Raw genomic sequence first — 22,096 nt, 5'->3', positions numbered from 1 at the left:
AGATGCCCGGCCGGTGAGCCGGGAGAGGGGAACGCCGAATACCAACGCTAGCCCGTTCGGCGTCCGATCCGCCCGGAATGAGTCTGATTATTCCCTAGTACGGCGTAGACTCTCGACGAACTTGTCGCCGCCGAGGCGAGCCACCACGACGCCGGCCAAGTCGTCGAGGCGAGCATCGAGCCCGGCTCGGTCGGTCGACCGAACAGACGGATTCAGCGTGTCGGCGCGGCTTCACCGGCGGCCGGGTGCCGCGGGAGCTGCAGGGCGTGATCGGATGAGTCGAGGTCATCGACGTACGAGACCGGCGGGTATTCCGTGTCGCCCGCGAGCCGGCTGCGGTGCGTGTCCCGGAGGTCCCGGGCGATGATCTGGATGATCCCGGCGACCGGGATGGCCAGCAGCGCACCCAGGATGCCCGCCAGATCCACCCCGATCAGGATCGCGAGGAGCACCGCCAGCGGGTTGAGTTTCACCGTCCGGGCGAAGATCAGCGGCTGCAGCAGATGGTTCTCCGCCTGCTGATAGACCACGAAGAAGACGATGACCACGATGCCCGCGGTCACCGACTGGGTGAACGCGGCAGCGATGCCGACCACCGCCCCCAGCGTCGCACCGACCAGCGGGATCAGGTCGACCAGCCCGACGAACAGAGCGATCAGCCCGGCGAACGGCACTCCGAGGACCGCCAGGACGGCGTAGGTGAGCAGGCCGCAGATCACGCTGATGAGCAGATTACCGGTGAGATAGCCGGTCACCGTCTTGGCGCAGTCGTGGCCGACCCGGCGGATCCGCTCCGCCCGCCGCGGGTCGAACAGCGCGAGGATCCCGTCGACGACCTTGTTGGCCTCCAGCACCATCAGGTACGCCAGGACGAAGATCGTGACAGCGGCCGCCACGCTGGTCGCGGCACCGCGCAGCACCACCAGGGTGGGCGCGCCGAGACCGGAGGCGTAGCCGCGCAGCTGCTCGGCGTGGCTTCGCAGGTAATCCAACACGTGGAACCGCTCGGCCAGACCGCCGAGCGGGCCCCGCCCGGCACGGACGTCCGTGATCAGCTTCGGCAGGTCATCGGCCAACTGGGCGCCCTCCCGGGCCAGCGGGACGACGAAGACCGTGATCAGCGCGCCGATGAACGCGAACGCGAGCAGGAACACGAGCAGGGTGGCGAGCCAGCGCCGGCGCCGCACCACGCGGCGCTCCACCCAGCTCGCTGCCGGATGCAGGGCCACCGCGAAGAAGACCGCGATCACGATCCAGGTCAGCACCTGCCGGGTCTGATACACCAGCAACAGCAGCAGCGTGGTCGCGAGGACGAGGCCGATGACGACCATCGTGTACCGCGCGACCGTGCGGTTGTCGACGGAACGCACATCCCTCACCTACCCGGCCCGCTGGCAAGCAAACGGAAACGGTCTCGCTGGTGACGTCGCGGGAACGGCACGCTCGTCACGGGCGCGAACAGTGGAAAAGCCCGGCGGAGCATCCGCCTGCCCGGGGCCGGCGCGGCGCCGCGCCCGCCATCGGATCAATGCCGGGACGGGCTCGGCCGTCGGCCGGCGATGGTCGATGAGGTGCGACATCTTCGTGAGTGTGAGGACCCGGCTGACGAGTGGCTGAGGGTGGCGGATCGCCAGGGAGGAGCGGCCGTGCATCTGGTTTTGCGTTCTGGCCAGCCAGTTCGGCAGTGCTGATCCCGCGAAGGCTAGTTCGCCGAGCTCGACGACGACTTGCAGCGGGGCCAGACCGATCAGATGGTCAGTGACCTCGGCCAGCATGGGCGCGGCGTCCAGATCGAGTTCGCCGGCGACGCAGATCTCAACCACCTGCGCTGAATCTAAATTGCTCACCGTGACGGTGCAGTCGGATGACCTGTACAGCGGCATACCTCACCCCAGGAGCGACTGGTCGTGCGCCAGGGTCTGGGGCCGCGGCTCGCCACGAGCCGCAGCGTTGACGGTACGCGTCTGGAGTGCGCCGGTCGATCCCGATCTCCACTTGAGTGTTGCCGGGGCTGTCGGTGTCTGATGCGGCTGGAACGCCTCTCGGGAGTACTGTGAGTTTGAGTTGCGTCGGCTCATGCTGCCCTGGTCCTTGAGGTATGTGACGGGAAGGGGGTGGCCGTGCGGGCATGGATGCGTGGTTTCACCCGGTCGGCGCAGAGGCGTTCGAGGTCATGACATCGGGCGGCGGCGCGGACAAGCACAGGGCTGTGGTCCGCGGTCTCATCGACCGGCAGCCGGATCACCTGGACCTGCTGCAGCGGGTGTGTCGTGCCGCTGTCGGGGCATTGTCGGCCTGTGGCGCGGGCATCAGCGTGATGACCGCCGATGGGACCCGTGGCGTGTCGGCGGCGTCTGATCCGGTGAGTGAACGCATCGAGGAGTTGCAGTTCGTTCTGGGCGAGGGCCCCTGCCTTGACGCGTTCGCCAGTCGTCGGCCGGTGCTCACCACTGACCTGACCGCCGCCGCGACGTACCAGTGGCCCGTCTACGCTCCTGCCGCTCAGGACGGCGGCGTCCGCGCCGTCTTCGCGTTTCCGCTGCAGGTCGGCGCCGTCCGGCTCGGTGTGATCGACATCTTCCGGGACCGGGTCGGGCCGTTGACCGACGAGGAGCTCCGGACGGCCCTCGGCTTCGCCGAGGTCACCGTGGAAGCGTTGCTCGACCGGCAAGCGAACGGACATCTCCGTGATGGCGATGGCGCTGCTGTGCTGGGGGTCGGACGCCGTGCCGAGTTGTTTCAGGCGCAGGGGATGGTCATGGTGCAGCTCGGGGTGTCCATCGGTGAGGCTCTGGCGCGGATCCGGGCGTACGCGTATGCCGAGAACCTTAGCCTCGACGACGTCGCGCGTGATGTTGTCAATCGGCGGCTGCGGCTGGATGGGGACACAGAGTGATTGGCTGGTCGGTTCAGGAGTACCGGGAGGCAGGGCATGGGTACCGTTTCAGCTGAGCGGTTGAGCGCGATCTTCGTGGAGGTCGCCGACACCCTGGTCGACGAGTTCGACCTGTTCGATTTCCTGCACTTGCTCACCGACCGGGCGAGCAGCCTCGTCGGAGCGGCCGCTGCCGGGCTGATGCTGGCCGACGAACACGGACGGCTGGAGTTCATCGCGGGTTCCGACGAGAACGTCCGCCTGGTGGAGTTGTTCCAGTTGCAGAACTCGCAGGGCCCGTGCCTGGAGGCGTTCCGCACGGGTCAGTCGGTCATCAACGTCGACCTCGCGGCGGCGACCGCCCGCTGGCCCCTGTTCGCACCGCGAGCCACGGCGGCCGGCTTCCGGTCGGTACACGCGTTCCCCCTGCGGCTGCGCAGCCAGGTGATCGGTGCGCTCAACGTCTTCGGCGACACCCGGGGCGGAAACTTCGACGACGCGGATGTCCCGATCATGCAGGCCCTCGCCGACGTGGCGACCATCGGCCTGATGCAGGAACGCGCCATCCGCCGTAGTGAAGCGCTGACCGAACAGCTACAGGGAGCGCTGAACAGCCGGATCGTCATCGAGCAGGCCAAAGGCGCCCTCGCCCAGATCCACAACGTCACCGTCGACGAGGCCTTCAACCGAATCCGCGCCTACGCCCGGAGCAACAACCGGCGGCTCACCGAGGTCGCGCATCTGATCGTCACCGATCTACCCAGCCTGCCGGGCCTGGCCCAGCCCTGAGAGGAACTCCCGGACCCGGGCGCGGAAGGTGCCAGCACACCTGCGCCGACCTCCACTTCGGCGATAAACGCCGCTGATCAGGCGTTATCCAGGACCGCAGCCGGGTATACCAACGATCATGGCGGAGGTGACCCGCACGATCGGTACCACAGCCGAACAGGTGTACGCGATCCTGGCGGACGGCTGGACCTACAGCGACTGGGTCGTGGGAACGGCCCACATCCGTGACGTCGACGCCTCCTGGCCCGAGCCGGGCACGCGACTGCACCACAAGGTCGGTCCGTGGCCGCTCTCCATCAACGACACGTCGACCGTCATCGCTCTGAACCCAGGACGTGAACTCACGCTCCGTGCCAGAATTTGGCCGCTCGGTGAGGCCGTCGTCCACATCACGCTTGAGCCCATCAATCCGGGCGAAACCCGCGTAACCATGTACGAGGAATTCCAAGAGGGTCCGCTGCACTGGTTCGACAACAAGATCAACGATCTGGCCCTGCACGGGCGCAACGCCGAAGCCCTACTCCGGCTGGCCGAACTGGCTGAGCACTCCCGCCACACCGCGCACTCCCCGCGCTGACCAGACTGGCGACAAGCGCCTCCATCGCCGGCGAACTCGCGGGTGCGCACCAGCCTGGAGTGGGCTCGCTCCGTGGCTGTCTGATTATTCTTTGATGTCGGCAGGCGGATTGAGGATGTCGTTCACGCCGGTGATTTCGAGGATGCGTTGGACGGGCCGGCTGGGGTTGCGGACCAGGAATTGCCGGCCGGTGTCATCGGCGTGTTGGTAGGCGCGGATGAGGGCGCCGAGTGCGGCGGAGTCGAGGAAGGTGACATCGGCGAGGTCGGCGATGACCGTGCTGAGGTCACCGGTGTCGAGTTCGGCGATCAGTAGCAGGCGCAGCGCGTCAGCGCCGTGAAGGTCGAGTTCGCCGGTGATGGTCACGGTGTGGGTGTGGTCGTGCGCGGCTACTTGCGCCGACCACAGAGGTGCGGGAAGCATTCGGTGTCCTTGCGTCGCGGATCAGGGTGCGCTCGGCCTGCTGGCACCGCGACGCTTGGATGCCCCTAACCTACCCGCGACCGGCGGCAGTATCCGCGTCGACCGGTCCGGGCGGTTTCCGGGAGCCTCAGATTCGGTGTGGGGTCCGCACGGCGAGCAGGGCAACATCGTCTTCGTGGTCGTCGCCGGCGAAATCCCGGTAAAGCCGGTCGAGTAGTTCTGGCAGGGGTTTGTCAGCGAGGGCAGCGGCGGCGGCGTGCAGTAGCCGTTCGCGTTCGTCGAAGGTGTACCGGCGGGTTTCGATGAGGCCGTCGGTGTAGAACAGCAGCGTGGAGCCGGGCGGCAGGTGGTGCGTGTGACTGGTTCGCGGGGACCGGGTGGGCGCGCCGATCAGCGGGTCTCGTCCCTGCAGCGCGATGGCACCGGTGCCGGTGATCAGGATCGGGCTGGGGTGTCCGGCGTTGGACCAGTGCAGCCGGTGGCCTTCGCGGTCGAACTCGGGCTGTAGGTAGGCGAGCAGGGCGGTCGCGGTGATCTGGTCGCCGAGGGCGCGGTTGGCGGTGTCGAGACGGCGTAACAGGGCGGCGGGTGGTTCGTGGCGGTCGACGAGCAGCAGGCGCAGTTTGTTGCGAAGTCGTCCCATGAGGGCCGCGGCGCGCATGTCGTGGCCGGTGACGTCGCCGACGACCAGGGCGAGGTGGGCGGTGTCGAGCCGCACGGCGTCGTACCAGTCGCCGCCGACGTATTCGCCGCGCGCGGCGGGTTCGTAGCGCGCGGCCAACTCGTAGGGCGCACCGTCGGGCAGTTCACTCAGCAGGGCGCGCTGCAGGACGGTGGCGACGTTCTCGCGGGAGACCAGGTAGTCGGCGCGTTGCAGGGCCTGGGCGACGAACCCGGCCAGCGCGGCGAGGACGGCCTGTTCAGCCGGGTCGAGCTGGTAGGGCTGTTTCCAGACGAAGGTGAGCGCCCCGATCGGGCCGGCCACGCCGGGGAGGGGGACGCTCGCGGCGGACTGCCAGCCCATCTCGGTGAACGTGTCGAGGGCATCCGGGGTCAATGCTTGCACGGTGGCCAGGTCAGGTAGCAGGACCTGGGCGCCGAGGCGGACGGCCAGCGCGGAGGGAGTGGCGGCGGTGCCGGTGTAGTGATGCCACCGTTCGGCGATACGTGGGGGCAGTGACAGCCCGGACTGCAGGTTGACCTGCCCGGCCGGGTCGAGCAGCGACACCCCGACGTAGGCCGGGTTCAACGAGCCGGTGACCAGGTCGCGGACGACTTCGACGATGTCGTCGCCGGTGCTGGTCTCGGCAAGCGCGGAACTGGCCCGGAGCAGCAGTTGGCTACGGTCGAACGCGGCGTCCGCGGTGGCGTTGCGTGCTCGGGCCTGGTTCTCGCGGTGCCGGGCGGTGCGGGTGGTGACCCGCAGCCGCAGCATGTCGCTGCAGGCCGCGGCCAGTTCGGAGAGGACGGCGAGTTCTTTGGCGGTCCACCGGCGGGGGCTGCTGTCGATGGCGCACAACGACCCGAGTACCTGTCCGGTGGCGTCGGTCAGTGGCATCCCCGCGTAGCCGACGACGTTGAGGTCGTGGATGGCCAGGTTGCCGATCACCCGCGAGTCGGTGCGGGCGTCCGGGATGATCAGCGGTTCGGCGGTGACCACGACGTGCTGGCAGAACGAGTGTGACAACGGCGTTTGCCGCTGCCGCTGCCACGGGTCGGCCAGACCGCATGCGCCGGGGAAGATCTGCCGGTCGGCCTCGACCAGGCTGATCAACGCGACCGGCACGTCGAGCACGGTACGCACCATCGCCGTGAACCGGTCCAAGGCGGGGTCGGCCTTCGCGGTCAGCCCTGTGCTGACCACAGCCGCGAGCCGCCCGGGTGCGGTGAGGGGCGCCGGGGTCGGATCGAGGGTCACACCGCCCCCGCCGCCGGCGGCGTCACGCTCACCCAAGACCGGCGGGTTCCACGTGCCGGTGGGCGCTTGTCGTCCTGCATGACCGCATCCTCACATACCGTCCGGGAACGGATCTACATCGATGCGACCTGGTAGCCATGGCAGTCTAGTCTCTCGCTGGGTGGAGCAGGGCGGACGACTCCCCGTTCATCCGGCCGGACCGGTAGGCGAGGCCGTGCGCGTCGTCGCAGTGGTCGTCCTGCTCGTCCCCGTCATGATCGACCTGCAGGGTGCTGTGGGTGATCCGATGCCGTGTCCGCAGCAGTTCCTCGATCCGGGCGCGGACGGCGTGGCAGTCGCCGTCCGGGACGACCAGTACGTGCGCCGAGAGCGCCGGCTGCCCGGAGGTGATCTGCCAAACGTGCAGGTCGTGCACCTCGACGACCTCGTCCATCGCGGCGATCTCGGCACCGAGCGCGGCCGGGTCGAAGCCGGCCGGGGCCGCCTCGAGGAAGATCCGGCCGGACTCGTGGATCAGACGCAGACCGGACTTGATCATGAGGGCGACGACGATCAGGGTGGCGATCCCGTCCGCCCGGGTGAAGCCGGTGGTGACCATGACGACGCCGGCGATCGCGGTGGCGATGAACGCGTACAGGTCGCTGAGGATGTGCTGGAAGGCGCCCTCGACGTTGAGGCTGGCCCGGTTCGCGCGGCTCATCGCCCAGGCCGCGGCGAGGTTGACGACGATGCCGACCAGGGCGGTGACCAGGACCAGTCCCCCGGCGACCTGGGGCGGGTCGATCAGCCGCTGGACCGATTCGTAGGCGAGCCAGGCCGCGAGCAGCAGCATCGTCAGGCCGTTGGCCTGGGCGGAGAGGATCTCGGCGCGCTTCAGGCCGTACGTGAAACCGCCCTTGGGTTGTCGCGCCGCCAGGCGCATGGCGATCAGGGCGAGCACGATCGCGCCGGCGTCGGTGAGCATGTGCGCGGCGTCGGAGAGCAGCGCGAGGGAGCGCGCGATGATCCCGACCACCACCTCGCCGGCCATGAAGACGCCGATCAGCGTCAGGGCCAGGGTCAACCAGCGACGGTCGGTGCCGGCGGAGACACCGTGGTCGTGACCGGCGTGCCCGCCGTGCTCGTGCTCATGGTCGTGCTGGGGGTCAGCTGTCGCCATGGTGAAACCCCTTCGCGGTCGAGTCCGACAACACATGCGCTCATTGCAATAATTGCAGATGGATGTGCGCCGGGTCTCACGGCCTCCCGACCCGAAGGAATCTGTCGCGTCAGGTGTCCCGGCGGCGGAAGGTGAGGAAGGCCGCGCCGAGCAGGACGGCCGTGGTGACGGCCAGAACGGTGAAGCCGGGCCACGGATCGAGCATCCGGGTGTCCGGGACCGTCGCGAGGATCCGCAGACCGGCCGCGGTCGGCCAGTAGCCGATGATCAGCTTGGCCACCGCCTCGGGCATCACGTTGGCGAAGACCGGCACCAGCAGCGCGCCGACGATCACGCTGGTCACCGCGGCCGCGGTGGAGCGGGTCAGCACACCGGCGGCCATCCCGGCCAGGGCGGCCGCGGTCAGGTAGAGGCCCGCGCCGATGATCGCCCGCAGTGCACCCCGGTCACCCAGCCCGGCGGACGGGACCCCCTGACCGGCGATCGCCGCCTGCCCGGCGAGGAACGCCAGCAGTGCCGCCACCGTCCCGACGACCAGCACCGGGACCGCGACCACCAGGGCCTTCGCGGCCAGCAGCCGTGACCGGCGGGGTACCGCGGCCAGGCTCGACCGGATCGTGCCGCTGCCGCTCTCGCTGGTGAAGGCGAGCACTCCCAGCACCGCCGCCGCGATCTGGGTGACGATCACCCCGCTCAGCCCGGCCCGCACCGGATCCCACGCCTCGGTGCCGTCCCACTGCCGTGCCTGCGCCAGCGCGATCATCCAGCCGAACAGCACGTTCATCCCCAGCAGCACGCCCAGGCTCCAGATCGGTGCCCGCAACGACCGCAGCTTGATCCACTCCGCACGAATCATCGCCGGCCTCCGAAAGTGTGAGCCACGGTCTCCCCGGGCATGGCGCTCCGGGGCTCGGCAACGATCCGGGCGCCCGAGAATTCGACGGCTTCCGCGGTCACGGACATGAAGACCTCCTCGAGGGAGCCGCGCCGAGGTGTGAGCTCGGTGAGCACCATCCGCTCGGCGAAGGCGATCCGCCCGACCCGGCCCGCGTCGAGCCCACTGACCAGCAGGGCCTCGTCCGGATCGACCCGCACCTCGGCCCCGGCCGATCGCAGCGCGGCCACGAAGGCCGGCGTCGGGGTCTCGGCGCGGACGAGCACCTGCGGTGGGAGGGCACCGGCGAGGAAGGAGGCCAGCGAGGTGTCCGCGATCAGCCGTCCCCGGCCGATCACCACGAGGTGGTCGGCGGTCAACTCCATCTCGCTCATCAGGTGGCTGGAGAGGATCACCGTCCGGCCCTCGGCGGCCAGTTCCCGCAGCAGGCCGCGGGCCCAGGCGATCCCGTTCGGGTCGAGGCCGTTGATCGGCTCGTCCAGCAGCAGGATCCCCGGGTCGCCGAGCAACGCGGCCGCGATCCCGAGCCGCTGTTTCATTCCGAGCGAGTACGTCCCGGCCCGCCGCCCCGCGACCGCGTCGAGCCCGACCCGCTCCAGCACCTCGCCGACCCGGCGCCCCGGCAGGCGGTTGCTCGCGGCCAGCGCGCTCAGGTGCGCCCGCCCCGATCGGTTCGGATGGATCGCCTGCGCGTCCAGCAGCGCCCCGACCTCCCGCATCGGGGTCGGAAGATCCGCATAGGAACGCCCGCCGACCCGCGCCCACCCCGCCGTCGCCCGCTGCAGTCCGAGCGCCAGCAGCATGGTCGTGGTCTTCCCGGCCCCGTTCGGCCCGAGGAACCCGGTCACCCGGCCCGGCTCGAACACGCACGTGAGGTCGTCGACCGCGACGGTCGCCCCGTATCTCTTGGTCAGTCCCCGCAACTCCAGCATGCCGGGAAGCCTGTCCCACTCCCCTGAGCGCTCCCGCAGAATCCCCGGGCGTTCCCTGTGCACGAGCCGCAGGCCCGGCCTCGATAGGGTTGCCGGGTGACAGGGTCCGAGCGGCGGCGACGGGAAGAGGAGCACGCGGCCGGTCTCCGCTGGTTGATTCTCGGCGACATCGGCCTCGACGACTCCGATGACGACGACGCCCCGCTGGGGCTGTGCATGGAGATCGAGGGACTCTTCGTCGACCTGCCGCCCCGGCCTCGTGAGCACTTCACGCTTGTCGGCTGCGCGCCTGACGGTGCTCTCGGCGAGGCCCTCGGCACCGACCAGACCTGGCTGGGCGATGTCGTCATCACAGCACCCGAGCCGCCGGGCCTGTCGATCGTGGTCCTCGGTGACGTCGTCGTGCTGGGCCAACGTCCCAGCACCGTCGCGCCGGGGACCGTGGATGTCGACCTCAGCGGCTTCGTCCATGTCTACGACCGCACCGACGCGGTGCGGCGTCCGCGCGACGAGGTCACGGAGTTCGCCCTCGCGGGCCAGGACGACGCCCGCTACGGGACCTGCGTCGATGTCACCGGTGTATTCCGCGACCAGGGCGCACCGCTGGTGCCACAGATCCGGCTGCTCGGCTGCCGACCCGAGCCCGCGCTGCTGACCGCGCTCGAGGCGATCGGACAGCCGATCGAGGCCGACCGTCGCCGTTGGGTCCGCGCCACGGCGCACACGGTCGCCGCTGACGGATCAACGGCCCCGATCCTCGACAGCAGGGTTGTCGGGCGCGTCCAGGCGGGCGAGCCGTCGCGGCTCGGTGCCGGGCTCCTCGACATCACGATCGACAACGTCCCGGGCGAGCCGCTATCGACCGGTGTGCTGGACATCCTGGGTCACTGGCACACCGGCCGGCCGGTCGAGAAGAACCTGTGGGCCGGCTACGACCGGGAGCTTCGGTACCAGTGGGCCCGCATCGCCGTCGGTCGCCGCCCCGATGGGCCGGACCGGCCCGCCGGCATCACGTACGAGCTCGACGGTCGGTTCGTGACCGACATCGAGGGGTTCTACTGCGCGATCGGTGAGGCGATCAACGGCCCGGGCGGCTATTTCGGGTCGGACCTGGACGGCTTCGACGACTGTCTTTGCGGTGGTTTCGGCGCGCAAACACCGTTCCGGCTGGTGTGGCACGACTCGGCCGTCGCCCGGGAGCACCTGGTGGACGGCTACGACCGACGCCGGCTCGCCCCAGCAGCCTCCCTGAACTTCCTGCTGGACCTCATGACGAAAAGACGGGTCGAGATCGACTTGCGCTGAGGCTACTCGTCGGCGTGGGCCGGCAGCACCATCCGGAACACCGCGCCGCCGCCCGGCGCGTTGTACACCTCGACTTGTCCACCGTGGGCGGACACCAGCGATCGTACGATCGAAAGCCCCAACCCGGACCCCCCACCGCCGCTGCGGTCCCGTGACGTCTCCCCCCGGTGGAATCGCTCGAAGATCCGTTCCGCCTCGCCGGCCGGAATGCCCGGCCCGCCGTCCGCGATCTCCAGGATCGCGCGGCCACCGATCGTCCCGACCCCGATCCGCGCCGACGCGTCGGGCGGGGTGTGCGCGTGCACGTTCCCCACCAGATTCACCACGACCTGCTGCAATCGGGCCTCGTCCCCGAGCACCGGCGCCGCGCCCGGCGGGCCGAACTCGATCGCGGCAGGTCGAGCGGACGCGGTGATCGTCAGGTCCGGGCCGGTCAGCGTCACCGGGCGGCCCGGGTCCAGCGTCGAGAGCCGATCCCGCGCGTCGGCCGCCAGCGTGCGCAGGTCCATCGGCGTCGGCGTGACCACCGGCCCGGCGGCCGGCTCGTCCAGGCGGGCCAGCAGCAACAGGTCCTCGACCAGTCCGGTCAGCCGTCGCGCCTCGACGTCGATCCGCCGCATGGTCCGGTCGACCTCCCCCGGCTCGGACTCGCCCCGCATCAGGTGCAGCTCCGCCGACCCGGCGATCCCGAACAGCGGGGTCCGCAGCTCGTGCCCGACATCCGCGACGAACCGCCGCATCCGGGCCTCGGACGCCGCGCGCGCCGCGAACCCCTGCTCGATCCGCGCCAGCATGTCGTTGAGCACCTCGGTCAGCCGCGCCACCTCGCTGCCCGGCGGCCCCTCGACCGGGATGCGCTGCTGCAGGTCGCCCCCGGCGATCGCGGTCGCGGTCCGCTCGATGTTCCGCAGTGGGCGCAGGGCCGCCGGCACCCCGAACCAGCCGGCCACCCCGAGGACCGCGACCAGCACCACCTCGGTGATCACGCAGAACACCAGCAGCCGGGTGAGGATGTCGTCGACCGCGGCCAGGGACGCGCCGACCACCACGACTCCCCCGTCGACGCGCGGCACCACCGACATCCGCCAGCCGTCCACTTCGAACGGTTCGGCGCTCCCCTCGATCACCACGGGCGGCTCGGAGCCGGTCCACGACGACCCGACGACGTGCCCGGAGGCGTCCCGGTAGACCACCGAGATCTCGGTGATCAGGTCCAGGCCGCCGAGCAGTCGTCCCTGCTTGTCGGGGTCGGTGCGGGACAGCATCAGAGGGCTGAGCCGGGCCATCAGCTGCCCGAGCGCGCTGACCTGCCGATCCACCCGGTCGACCAGGTGCCGCCGCAGTTCGCGCAGCACCAGTACGTCGCTGACCAGGATCCCGACGGTGAGCAGGATGAGCGCCACCGCGACGACCCGCACGCGCAGCGATCCGCGCAGCCTCATGGTCGTGGTCCGCGCAGCACATAGCCCGCGCCGCGGCGGGTGTGGATCAGCTTCGGCTCGGCGGTGTCGACCTTGCGCCGCAGGTACGACATGTACGTGTCGACGATGCTGGTGTCGCCGGCGAAGTCGTAGCGCCACACCCCGGCCAGGATCTCCGCTTTGGACACCACCTGCCCGGCGTTCGCCATCAGGAACCGGAGCAGCCGGAACTCGGTCGGCGACAGGCGGATCGGCTGCCCACCCCGGGTCACGTCCTGGCTGTCCGGATCGAGCGCGAGATCACCGACGACCAGGGCGCCGTCCCCGGCCCGGCGCAGCACCGCCTTGATCCGCGCGATCAGCTCCCGCAGGTGGAATGGCTTGGTCACGTAGTCGTCGCCGCCGACGCTCAGCCCGGTGATCTTGTCGTCGGGTGCGTCCTTGGCCGAGAGGAAGAGCACCGGGATCTTCCGGGGCGGCCCGCCCAGGGCTCGCAGCCGCCGGACCACCTCGAAGCCGTCCATCCCGGGCAGCATCACGTCGAGCAGGATGAGGTCCGGTGGCCGCGCGCGGACGGCGGTGACCGCCTCGGCCCCGGTCGCCACCGAGGTGACCGTGAACCCGGCGAAGCGCAGCGCCTCGGAGAGCAGCTCACGCACGGTCGCCTCGTCGTCGACAACCAACAGCCGCTGCATGCGCCGAACCCTACGACCTCGCCCGGAGAAAGCCGCCCGTCTCTTGGAGAACTCTCAGGCGCGGCGGCGGCCCGCCCGGGGCTGCTACCCATCAGCTACCCAGCGGCAACCCGACAGCCACGTGGCCACCGTCGCCTGGCCGGCAGGTCACCCGCCGTAGCGGATCGGCTGATCATCGCCGGGATCGCGCCTGGCCGCGGCCGATTTTTGTCGTGGTGGTTTTCACAGGCCACATCACCACTGTGTGACCGGGCCATGAGCGGACCGTCGCGGGAATCCTCGCGCCACTTCTACAACCGGACAACGCTCGAGCGGCCACTACTGCGTGTGCTCACTGCAGTACGGAGGGGCGTCTGGGGTCTGCGCTATCAAGGAGGGGCGGCGGGCACCTGCCCGCCGGTCGTGTCGTTCGGATTACGCCGAGCCCTGCCCCAGTCCGGCGACACGAGCCCGCATGACTATTCATGAGGCAATCGGGGGCAGGGACGGGGGAACCACACACTGGTCCTCGACCGGCACACCGTTCGCGGTGGCCGACCGGAGGACCTTGGGGTGAAGCCGCTACCAGCGGCCGGGCAACTTCCTTCCCGCCCGAACCCGACAGCTAACCTCGCAGGCGTGCCGGAGGGATTCCTTCACCGTGCGCGTACGCACCTCGAGCCGGCCCACCCGTACCCTGGGAACCGGTGTCATCGCCCTGTCCGTCGGCCTCGGTCTGCTCACCGGCGGCCTCGGCACACCGCAGGCCGCCTCCGCCGCGCAGGCGGCGTCGAGCGTCGCCTCCACCCCGGCCCCGCCGCAGGCGAGCCTCGCGGTGAGCCGCCCCGCCAAGGCCGCCAGCGCCCCCGCCAAGGTTCGTTCAGCGGGCGCCCGGATCCTCGCCGAGGCGGCACGGCACAAGGGCAAGCCCTACCGCTACGGCGCGGTGGGCCCGAACCGTTTCGACTGCTCCGGCTTCACCCTGTACGTCTTCAAGAAGACGACGGGCCGGAAGCTGCCGCACAAGGCCGACCTGCAGCAGAAGTACGGCAAGGCGATCAGCAAGGCCGCCGCCCAGCCGGGCGACCTCATCATCATCCGCAAGGGTTCGCACGGCACCCACGCCGCCATCTACGCGGGCAACGGCTACATGTGGTCGGCGCCGCGTACCGGCAAGCCGGTCACCAAGCAGAAGATCTGGAGCAGCAACTACGTCGTCCGGCGCCTGGCCTGACCCGACGCGAACGACCAGCGGGGTGTGACCGTCTTCGGTCACACCCCGTTCGGCTTTCCGGGTTCCGGCACCGGCTCAGTGCGCGGACCCGTCCTCGACGAGCCGCCGCAGCGAGGGCAGCAGGGTGTCGAGATCGATGGAGCTCTTGAAGGCGACGACGGTGGTGCCGTGGTCGCGCCCATCGCGCTGCTCGGCCGGGGGCGGGAAGAGTCGCAGCACCTCGCGCATCGCCTCGTCGACCTCTTTCACCGGGTCCGCGGACTCGCCGCGCAGCCACCGGCGCAACACATGGTTGTGGGCCGCGGCGACGGACGCCGCCATGAGCTCGGCGCGCAGTGACGCCGCCTCGGTCGGGTCGCCCATCCAGTCGGCGATGAACTCGCGGAACAGTCGCTGGTAGCGCGCCACGCTGGCGATCTCGCGGTCACGCAGCGCGGGCACCTTGCTGGTCAGGGCGTAACGGCGGCGCGCGATGTCGCCCTCGTCGATGTAGTGCAGCAGGACCAGCCGCACCGCGTCCGAGACGGCGATCAGGGCCGTGCTGTGACTGGAGGTCGCGAGCCGGTCGCGGATCAGCTCGAGAAGCCGGTCGTGGTCCGGAAAGATGACCTCTTCCTTGGACCGGTAGTTCCGGAAGAACGTCGTCCGTCCCACGCCGGCCCGTTCGGCGATGTCGTCGATGGTGGTCTGCTCGTATCCGCGCTCGTCGAAGAGTGCGAAGGCGGCTTCGCCGAGCCGGATGCGCGCGGGTGGCTTGCTCATAGAAAGCCTTCCGTGGGAGCTCCCGGCCTTAGCCATGGGAAGGAATCGGATCCCCTGCGAAGCAGGTCAGGGGTAGCCCACCCGTCGCCAAAGCGGGAGGACATCTGGTTAGACGTTGCGTTGGTTCTCGACATACCTCTCCACGATCTCCAGGGTTGCGCGCCGACGGTGGCGACGAAGTACGAGTTGGTCCACAGGGTCGGCATCCGGGATTTGAGGTGCGGGAAACTCAGTGCGCAGCAGCCGGGAGGACCGGCCCTTGATCTGTTTGACCAGCCGGTGGATGCCGTGCTGCGGGTCGCAGGTGACCAGCAGGTGCACACGGTCGGGCATGGTCTCCAGCTCCAGGATGAGGGCGTCACGCTCGACGCAGACTTCCCGAATGATCTGCTTCAGTCGATCGTCAACCGGCCCACGGATGACGTCGCGCCGGTACTTGGGGCACCAGACAACGTGGTAGGTGCAGCAATACACGACGTTGTTGTTCGATCGGATCTCGTTTACGACTTTGGCTGTACAGCCTCGACGGGCATAGTGGTCGGTGTGGTTGAGACGGTGCGTTACACCTACCGCCTGCGGCCCGGCCACAGAGCGGAGGCAGCACTGCTCGCCGAGTGGGGCCGCTGCCGCTGGCTGTGGAACGAGGCCGTCCACCAGCAGAAGACCGGCCGCAAACCGACGTTCGGCAAACTGTCGAAGATGCTGACCGAAGCCCGGGGCCGCAATGCCTGGCTGCGGTCCGGTTCGCAAGTCGCCCAGCAGCAAACCTTGCGCACCTACGGTGCCGCGCTGGACTCCTCGTTCAAGGTCAAGGGCCGGGGCCGACCAAAGAGGAAACGGCTCAAGGACGCCTTGCCGAGCCTGGAGTACACCACCCGAGGTTTCTCGATCAAGAACAGCCGCCTCTGCCTGCCCGGCAAGGTCACCGTCCCGGTCGTCTGGTCCCGTGAGCTGCCGTCCGATCCGACCAGCGTCCGCGTCTACCAGGACAACCTCGGCCACTGGCACGCGAGCTTCGTGGTCCGCCGCGAGACGCCCGAGACCCCCAACGCTGATCTGCCGGGTATCGGCGTTGACTGGGGCGTCACGACGACCGCCACCACCACCGACCCGGCCTTCGACCTGCCACACCTCGGACACCGCAGACGCTGCGCCGCCGAACTCGCGAAATCCCAGCGCAGGATGGCACGCCGCCGCCGGCCCAAGGGCCACGCCCCGTCGAAGGGCTACCTGACCGCGAAGCGGCAGACCGCCCGGATCGCCAAGAAAGCGGCCCGGCAGAACACCCACGACGCCCGCGTCTGGGCCAAGAACATCACCGACCACCACGCGCTGATCGCGGTTGAGGACTTCAAACCGAAGTTCCTGGCCAAGTCCCGGATGGCCCGTAAAGCCGCCGACGCCGCGATCGGCGCGTGCAAACGAGAACTGATCAACCGCGGTACGCGGGCGGGCCGAAAGGTGGTGCTGGTGCCGCCCGCCTACACCACAATGACCTGCTCCGGGTGCGGCGAGAGAGCCAATCTTCGCCTCGGACTGGGTGTCCGCATCTTCAAGTGCGCGGCCTGCGGCTACACCGCCAACCGCGACCTCAACGCCGCGAGGACGATCCTCGCCACGGCCGAACGCGACCGTGCCAGTGCTGACGACGTAAGACATTCGATCGCCTCCTTCCGGGACGGTGGATCGGATGCGGTCCGAGCTGGGAATCCCCCGGATTCATCCGAGGGGAGTCGTTAAGAGCGCTCATTCTTCCCTGTCGTCGCCGTCCGGGGACACCTTGTCCTCCCCGATGGTACCGAGTACCGTCACCACGATACTGGGTACCAGAGGAGTGGGCATGGAGCCTGTAGCGACGACCGAGTCCGGTCTGCCGATCCCGCCGGTCTGCGACAGCCGGACGCTGGACGGCTTCGACGCCGAGGCCAAGCTGGGCGCGCCGGGGCGCTACCCGTTCACGCGGGGCGTCTATCCCTCGATGTACACGGGCCGGCCCTGGACGATGCGGCAGTACGCGGGCTTCGGCACCGCGAAGGAGTCCAACGAGCGCTACCACCAGCTGGTCAACGCCGGCACGGGCGGCCTGAGCGTGGCCTTCGACCTGCCGACGCAGATGGGTTACGACTCCGACGACCCGATCGCCCACGGCGAGGTCGGCAAGGTCGGCGTGGCGATCGACTCCATCGACGACATGCGCACGCTCTTCCAGGGCCTGCCGCTGGACAAGGTGTCGACGTCGATGACGATCAACGCGCCGGCCGCTCCGCTGCTCCTGCTGTACGAGCTGGTCGCGGCCGAGCAGGGCGTTCCGGGATCCCGGCTGGCCGGCACGATCCAGAACGACATCCTCAAGGAGTACATCGCCCGGGGGACGTACATCTTCCCGCCGAAGCAGTCGCTGCGGCTGATCAGCGACATCTTCGCCTACTGCCACCGGGAGCTGCCGCGCTGGAACACGATCTCCATCTCCGGCTACCACATGGCCGAGGCGGGAGCCACGCCCGTTCAGGAGGTCGCGTTCACCCTCGCCAACGCCAAGGAGTACGTACGGACCGCGATCGCCGCCGGCCTGGACGTCGACGATTTCGCACCGCGGCTGTCGTTCTTCTTCGTCGCTCGCACGACGCTGCTGGAGGAGGTCGCCAAGTTCCGTGCCGCCCGGCGGATCTGGGCCCGGATCATGCGTGACGAGTTCGGTGCCAAGAACCCCAAGTCGCAGATGCTGCGCTTCCACACCCAGACCGCCGGCGTTCAGCTGACCGCGCAGCAGCCCGAGGTCAACCTGGTCCGGGTGGCCCTGCAGGGCCTGGGCGCGGTGCTGGGCGGCACCCAGTCACTGCACACCAACTCGTACGACGAGGCGATCGCGCTGCCCACCCAGAAGGCGGCCCGGCTCGCCCTGCGCACCCAGCAGGTCATCGCCTACGAGTCCGACCTGACCGGCACCGTCGACCCGTTCGCCGGGTCGTACGTCATGGAGTCGATGACCGACGACCTGGAGGCCGCGGCCATGGAGCTGATCCAGGCCGTCGAGGATCGCGGCGGCGCGGTCCACGCGATCGAGCAGGGCTTCCAGAAGTCGGAGATCGAGAACTCCGCGTACCGCATCGCGCTGCAGATCGACAGCGGCGAGCGGACCGTGGTCGGCGTCAACCGGTACGTCCTGGACGAGGAGGAGGTCTACGAGCCGCTGCGCGTCGATCCGGGAATCGAGATCGACCAGCGCGAACGGCTCGCCGCCCTGCGCGCCGAACGGGACAACGGCGCTGTCGAGCGCGCGCTGGACGCGCTGCGCGGCGCCGCCCGCGGCACGTCGGAGAACGTCCTGCCCCCGATGCGCGAGGCCCTGCGGCTGCGGGCCACGGCCGGCGAGGTTTCCCACGCCCTGCGCGACGTCTGGGGCGTCCACGTCCCCCACGACGTCTTCTGAGCAACGAGAGATCCAGGTGGAGACCATGGCCGACATCGACATCAACACCACCGCCGGCAAGCTCGACGAGCTGCGGCGCCGGGTCGGGCAGGCGGCGAACGCCGGTTCGGAACGGGCGGTGGCGAAGCAGCACGCGGCGGGCAAGATGACCGCCCGCGAGCGCATCGATCTCCTGCTGGACGAGGGGTCGTTCGTTCAGCTCGACGAGTTCGCCCGGCACCGCACGACGCAGTTCGGCCTCGACGCCAAGCGGCCCTACGGCGACGGCGTCGTCACCGGCTTCGGGACCGTCGACGGCCGGCCGGTGGCCGTCTTCTCGCAGGACTTCACCGTGTTCGGTGGCGCGCTGGGCGAGGTCCACGGGCAGAAGATCGCCAAGGTCATGGACTTCGCGCTCCGGACCGGCTGCCCGGTGATCGGGATCAACGACTCCGGCGGAGCGCGCATCCAGGAGGGCGTGGCGGCGCTCGGCGCGTACGGGGAGATCTTCCGCCGCAACACCCACGCGAGCGGTGTCATCCCGCAGATCTCACTGATCGTCGGGCCCTGTGCGGGCGGTGCCGTCTACTCCCCGGCCCTCACCGACTTCACCGTCATGGTCGAGCAGACCTCGCACATGTTCATCACCGGCCCGGACGTCATCAAGACCGTCACGGGCGAGGACGTCGGCTTCGAGGAGCTCGGCGGTGCGCGCGCCCACAACGCGGTGTCGGGCGTGGCCCACTACCTGGCGGGCGACGAGAAGGACGCGATCGAGTACGTCAAGCAGCTGCTGTCATACCTGCCGTCGAACAACCTCAGCGATCCGCCCGTCTTCCCGGAGGAGGCGGACACCACGGTCAGCGACACCGACCGGGAGCTGGACACCGTGATCCCGGACAGCGCGAACCAGCCGTACGACATACGTACCGTCATCGAGCACGTGCTGGACGACGCGGAGTTCCTCGAGACCCAGCCGCTGTTCGCGCCGAACATCGTGACCGGCTTCGGCCGGGTGGAGGGCCGGCCGGTCGGCGTCGTCGCCAACCAGCCGATCCAGTTCGCGGGCTGCCTCGACATCAAGGCCAGCGAGAAAGCCGCCAGGTTCGTGCGCACCTGCGACGCGTTCAACCTGCCCGTGCTGACGTTCGTGGACGTCCCCGGCTTCCTGCCCGGCGTCGACCAGGAGCACGACGGCATCATCCGGCGCGGCGCGAAGCTGATATACGCCTACGCCGAGGCGACCGTTCCGCTGATCACGGTGATCACCCGCAAGGCGTTCGGCGGCGCGTACGACGTGATGGGCTCCAAGCATCTGGGCGCCGACCTCAACCTGGCCTGGCCGACCGCGCAGATCGCCGTCATGGGTGCCCAGGGCGCGGTCAGCATCCTGCATCGCCAGGCCCTCGCCGAGGACGAGTCGCAGCGCGCCCGGCTGATGCGGGAGTACGAGGACACCCTGCTCAACCCGTACGTGGCGGCCGAACGCGGCTATCTCGACGCGGTGATCATGCCGGCGGAGACCCGGCGCCACATCGTGCACGGGCTACGCCAGCTGGCCACCAAGCGGGAGAGCCTTCCCCCGAAGAAGCACGGCAACATCCCTCTCTAAACCCGGAAGCCGACATGACGATCACAGTTGCGCGAGGTAACCCGAGCGCCGAGGAACTGGCCGCCGTGGTGGTGGTACTGCTCTCCGCCACCGCCCCCGCGAACCCGGCCCCGGGCCGCCCGCGGGCCGGTACCTGGGCGGCACGCCACCGCCTGCTGCGCCAACCGCACACCCACGGCCTCGCCGGCTGGCGCACCCCGTCGTTCCCGCGATGAACCCGATCGGAGAGACCATGACGTTGACCAAGGTGCTCATCGCCAACCGCGGTGAGATCGCTGTCCGCGTGGCCCGGGCCTGCCGGGACGCGGGGATCGCGAGCGTGGCCGTCTACGCCGACCCGGACCGTGACGCTCTGCACGTGCGTGCCGCGGACGAGGCGTACGCCCTGGGCGGTGACACCCCGGCCACCAGCTACCTCGACTTCGACAAGATCCTCGGCGCCGCCCGCCAGTCGGGTGCCGACGCGGTCCACCCCGGCTACGGGTTCCTCTCGGAGAACGCCGACTTCGCCCAGGCCGTCCTGGACGCGGGGCTGATCTGGATCGGGCCGCCCCCGCAGGCCATCCGTGACCTGGGCGACAAGGTCGCCGCCCGGCACATCGCCCAGCGGGCGGGCGCTCCGCTGGTCGCCGGCACCCCGGACCCGGTCTCCGACGCGGCCGAGGTCGTCGCGTTCGCCGAGCGGCACGGCCTTCCGGTCGCGATCAAGGCCGCCTTCGGCGGTGGCGGGCGTGGCCTCAAGGTCGCCCGCACCCTGGAGGAGATTCCCGAACTGTACGAGTCGGCCGTCCGCGAAGCGGTCGCGGCGTTCGGCCGGGGCGAGTGTTTCGTCGAGCGCTACCTCGACAAGCCCCGGCACGTCGAGACCCAGTGCCTCGCCGACAGCCACGGCAATGTCGTCGTCGTCTCCACCCGTGACTGCTCGCTGCAACGACGCCACCAGAAGCTGGTCGAAGAGGCGCCCGCACCGTTCCTGTCCGAGGCGCAGGTCGCCGAGCTCTACTCGGCGTCCAAGGCCATCCTCAAGGAGGCCGGCTACGTCGGCGCCGGCACCGTGGAGTTCCTGGTCGGCAGCGACGGCACGATCTCCTTCCTGGAGGTCAACACCCGGCTGCAGGTGGAACACCCGGTCACCGAGGAGGTCTCCGGCATCGACCTGGTCCGGGAGATGTTCCGGATCGCCGACGGTCAGAAGCTCGGCTACACCGACCCGCCCCTGCGCGGTCACTCGTTCGAATTCCGGATCAACGGCGAGGACCCGGGCCGCGGTTTCCTGCCGGCACCGGGCACGATCACCCGCTTCGAGCCGCCGACCGGCCCCGGCGTCCGGCTCGACACCGGCGTCGAGGCCGGCAGCGTGATCGGTCCCGCCTGGGACTCGCTGCTGGCCAAGCTCATCGTCACCGGCGCCACCCGCGAGCAGGCCCTGCAACGCTCCGCACGGGCGCTGGCGGAGCTGAACATCGAGGGCATGGCCACGGCGGTCCCGTTCCACCGGGCCGTGGTCACCGACCCTGCCTTCGCCCCCGAACTGTCCGGCGACAGCGGGCCGTTCACCGTCCACACCCGATGGATCGAGACCGAGTTCGTCAACGACATCGCACCGTTCACCGCGGCCGCGACCGGGGAGAGCGCGGTCGACCAGGCCAGAGAGACCGTCGTGGTCGAGGTCGGCGGCAAGCGCCTGGAGGTCTCCATCCCTTCGGCACTGGGTACGGCGTCAGCCCGCGGCGGACGCGTCGCGCCTGCCCGACCCGCACGCCGTACGGCGCAGAAGTCCGCGTCGGCCGCCTCCAGTGACGCGCTGACCGCTCCGATGCAGGGCACCATCGTCAAGGTCGCCGTCGAGGACGGTCAGCAGGTCGAGGAGGGCGACCTGGTCGTCGTTCTGGAGGCGATGAAGATGGAGCAGCCGCTGACCGTGCACCGCTCCGGAACGGTCAAGGGCCTGGCCGCCGACGTCGGAGCCGCCGTCACCGCCGGAACGACGATCTGCGAGATCAAATCCTGAGCTCCGAGCGGTAGCCGTCGATCGGCCGACCAACAGCGTACCCAAAGATGCCCTTGCCACCATCGTGCGGCGGCGGCGCGCACGTCGCGCCGCCGCCGTG

20 protein-coding genes, 1 pseudogene and 1 riboswitch are annotated in these 22,096 nt (G+C 69.7%); of the genes and pseudogenes, 10 read left to right on the top strand and 11 right to left on the bottom strand.

The window, feature by feature from the left end; all coding sequences use genetic code 11:
* Positions 1 to 212: 212 nt before the first annotated feature.
* Both CHC09_RS16775 and CHC09_RS45210 read right to left on the bottom strand, forming a co-directional pair.
* Positions 213 to 1,370: an AI-2E family transporter gene (locus CHC09_RS16775; protein ID WP_239138249.1), complete on the bottom strand. Its 1,158-nt coding sequence runs from the start codon at positions 1,368 to 1,370 to the stop codon at positions 213 to 215.
* A gap of 9 nt (positions 1,371 to 1,379) precedes the next feature.
* Positions 1,380 to 1,883 (bottom strand): STAS domain-containing protein, encoded by a 504-nt coding sequence (locus CHC09_RS45210; protein ID WP_143232379.1) that lies wholly within the window; start codon positions 1,881 to 1,883, stop codon positions 1,380 to 1,382.
* A gap of 245 nt (positions 1,884 to 2,128) precedes the next feature.
* Here CHC09_RS45210 and CHC09_RS16770 point away from each other — a divergent pair, with 245 nt between their 5' ends.
* From CHC09_RS16770 to CHC09_RS16760, 3 genes are all read left to right on the top strand, one after another.
* Positions 2,129 to 2,896, top strand: a complete 768-nt coding sequence (locus CHC09_RS16770) for a GAF and ANTAR domain-containing protein (RefSeq protein WP_307833931.1) — start codon at positions 2,129 to 2,131, stop codon at positions 2,894 to 2,896.
* A gap of 36 nt (positions 2,897 to 2,932) precedes the next feature.
* Positions 2,933 to 3,664 carry a GAF and ANTAR domain-containing protein gene (locus CHC09_RS16765; protein ID WP_089294023.1) on the top strand — a complete coding sequence of 244 codons (732 nt, stop codon included), beginning with the start codon at positions 2,933 to 2,935 and terminating at the stop codon, positions 3,662 to 3,664.
* 118 nt (positions 3,665 to 3,782) lie between these two features.
* Positions 3,783 to 4,241: an SRPBCC family protein gene (locus CHC09_RS16760; protein ID WP_089294022.1), complete on the top strand. Its 459-nt coding sequence runs from the start codon at positions 3,783 to 3,785 to the stop codon at positions 4,239 to 4,241.
* Positions 4,242 to 4,325: 84 nt separating this feature from the next.
* On the opposite strand, the gene CHC09_RS16755 is transcribed toward CHC09_RS16760, so the two are convergent.
* From CHC09_RS16755 to CHC09_RS16735, 5 genes are all read right to left on the bottom strand, one after another.
* A complete protein-coding gene (locus CHC09_RS16755) occupies positions 4,326 to 4,664 on the bottom strand; it encodes an STAS domain-containing protein (RefSeq protein WP_089294021.1) in 339 nt (112 codons plus the stop codon).
* A 127-nt stretch (positions 4,665 to 4,791) separates the two neighbouring features.
* Complete coding sequence (locus CHC09_RS16750) at positions 4,792 to 6,618, bottom strand: SpoIIE family protein phosphatase (RefSeq protein WP_089294020.1); 1,827 nt, start codon at positions 6,616 to 6,618, stop codon at positions 4,792 to 4,794.
* Between the two features lie 109 nt (positions 6,619 to 6,727).
* A complete protein-coding gene (locus CHC09_RS16745; protein ID WP_179277138.1) occupies positions 6,728 to 7,741 on the bottom strand; it encodes a cation diffusion facilitator family transporter in 1,014 nt (337 codons plus the stop codon).
* Between the two features lie 109 nt (positions 7,742 to 7,850).
* Entirely contained in the window at positions 7,851 to 8,597 is a 747-nt protein-coding gene (locus tag CHC09_RS16740) for an ABC transporter permease (RefSeq protein ID WP_089294018.1), read from the bottom strand.
* Positions 8,594 to 9,568 carry an ABC transporter ATP-binding protein gene (locus tag CHC09_RS16735; protein WP_089294017.1) on the bottom strand — a complete coding sequence of 325 codons (975 nt, stop codon included), beginning with the start codon at positions 9,566 to 9,568 and terminating at the stop codon, positions 8,594 to 8,596. The genes CHC09_RS16740 and CHC09_RS16735 overlap by 4 nt, the downstream gene beginning before the upstream one ends.
* 96 nt (positions 9,569 to 9,664) lie before the next feature.
* Here CHC09_RS16735 and CHC09_RS16730 point away from each other — a divergent pair, with 96 nt between their 5' ends.
* Positions 9,665 to 10,873, top strand: coding sequence for a barstar family protein (locus CHC09_RS16730; protein ID WP_239138248.1), 1,209 nt, complete (start codon positions 9,665 to 9,667; stop codon positions 10,871 to 10,873).
* Positions 10,874 to 10,875: 2 nt separating this feature from the next.
* Here CHC09_RS16730 and CHC09_RS16725 read toward each other — a convergent pair whose 3' ends face one another.
* Together CHC09_RS16725 and CHC09_RS16720 are read right to left on the bottom strand one after the other, a co-directional pair.
* Positions 10,876 to 12,315, bottom strand: coding sequence for a sensor histidine kinase (locus CHC09_RS16725; RefSeq protein WP_089294016.1), 1,440 nt, complete (start codon positions 12,313 to 12,315; stop codon positions 10,876 to 10,878).
* Positions 12,312 to 12,989, bottom strand: a complete 678-nt coding sequence (locus tag CHC09_RS16720; RefSeq protein WP_089294015.1) for a response regulator transcription factor — start codon at positions 12,987 to 12,989, stop codon at positions 12,312 to 12,314. Before CHC09_RS16720 ends, CHC09_RS16725 begins: the two co-directional genes overlap by 4 nt.
* Before the next feature lie 457 nt (positions 12,990 to 13,446).
* Positions 13,447 to 13,623: riboswitch (cyclic di-AMP (ydaO/yuaA leader) on the top strand.
* A gap of 6 nt (positions 13,624 to 13,629) precedes the next feature.
* On the opposite strand from CHC09_RS16720, the gene CHC09_RS16715 reads away from it, so the two are divergent.
* A complete protein-coding gene (locus CHC09_RS16715) occupies positions 13,630 to 14,202 on the top strand; it encodes a C40 family peptidase (RefSeq protein WP_089294014.1) in 573 nt (190 codons plus the stop codon).
* Between the two features lie 75 nt (positions 14,203 to 14,277).
* Here the strand turns inward: CHC09_RS16715 and CHC09_RS16710 are convergent, their stop codons facing one another.
* Together CHC09_RS16710 and tnpA are read right to left on the bottom strand one after the other, a co-directional pair.
* Positions 14,278 to 14,964 carry a TetR/AcrR family transcriptional regulator gene (locus CHC09_RS16710; protein WP_089294013.1) on the bottom strand — a complete coding sequence of 229 codons (687 nt, stop codon included), beginning with the start codon at positions 14,962 to 14,964 and terminating at the stop codon, positions 14,278 to 14,280.
* A gap of 108 nt (positions 14,965 to 15,072) precedes the next feature.
* Positions 15,073 to 15,459: pseudogene (gene tnpA / locus CHC09_RS16705) on the bottom strand (IS200/IS605 family transposase).
* On the opposite strand from tnpA, the gene CHC09_RS16700 reads away from it, so the two are divergent.
* From CHC09_RS16700 to CHC09_RS16680, 5 genes are all read left to right on the top strand, one after another.
* The gene (locus CHC09_RS16700) at positions 15,418 to 16,704 is read left to right on the top strand and encodes an RNA-guided endonuclease InsQ/TnpB family protein (protein ID WP_307833930.1); all 1,287 of its coding nucleotides are present in this window, start codon (positions 15,418 to 15,420) and stop codon (positions 16,702 to 16,704) included. The pseudogene tnpA and the gene CHC09_RS16700 overlap by 42 nt on opposite strands.
* Before the next feature lie 100 nt (positions 16,705 to 16,804).
* Entirely contained in the window at positions 16,805 to 18,394 is a 1,590-nt protein-coding gene (locus tag CHC09_RS16695; RefSeq protein ID WP_089294012.1) for an acyl-CoA mutase large subunit family protein, read from the top strand.
* 25 nt (positions 18,395 to 18,419) lie between these two features.
* The gene (locus tag CHC09_RS16690; RefSeq protein WP_089294205.1) at positions 18,420 to 19,985 is read left to right on the top strand and encodes an acyl-CoA carboxylase subunit beta; all 1,566 of its coding nucleotides are present in this window, start codon (positions 18,420 to 18,422) and stop codon (positions 19,983 to 19,985) included.
* 14 nt (positions 19,986 to 19,999) lie between these two features.
* Positions 20,000 to 20,200 (top strand): acyl-CoA carboxylase subunit epsilon, encoded by a 201-nt coding sequence (locus CHC09_RS16685; RefSeq protein ID WP_089294011.1) that lies wholly within the window; start codon positions 20,000 to 20,002, stop codon positions 20,198 to 20,200.
* A 23-nt stretch (positions 20,201 to 20,223) separates the two neighbouring features.
* A complete protein-coding gene (locus CHC09_RS16680) occupies positions 20,224 to 21,996 on the top strand; it encodes an acetyl/propionyl/methylcrotonyl-CoA carboxylase subunit alpha (protein WP_089294204.1) in 1,773 nt (590 codons plus the stop codon).
* The last annotated feature ends 100 nt before the right edge of the window (positions 21,997 to 22,096 follow it).

Origin of the sequence: Actinoplanes regularis (assembly GCF_900188005.1) — a bacterium.
Lineage (GTDB): Bacteria > Actinomycetota > Actinomycetes > Mycobacteriales > Micromonosporaceae > Actinoplanes > Actinoplanes regularis.
The sequence above is the reverse complement of the archived record's forward strand: the minus strand, read 5'-3'. Positions and strand labels throughout refer to the sequence as shown.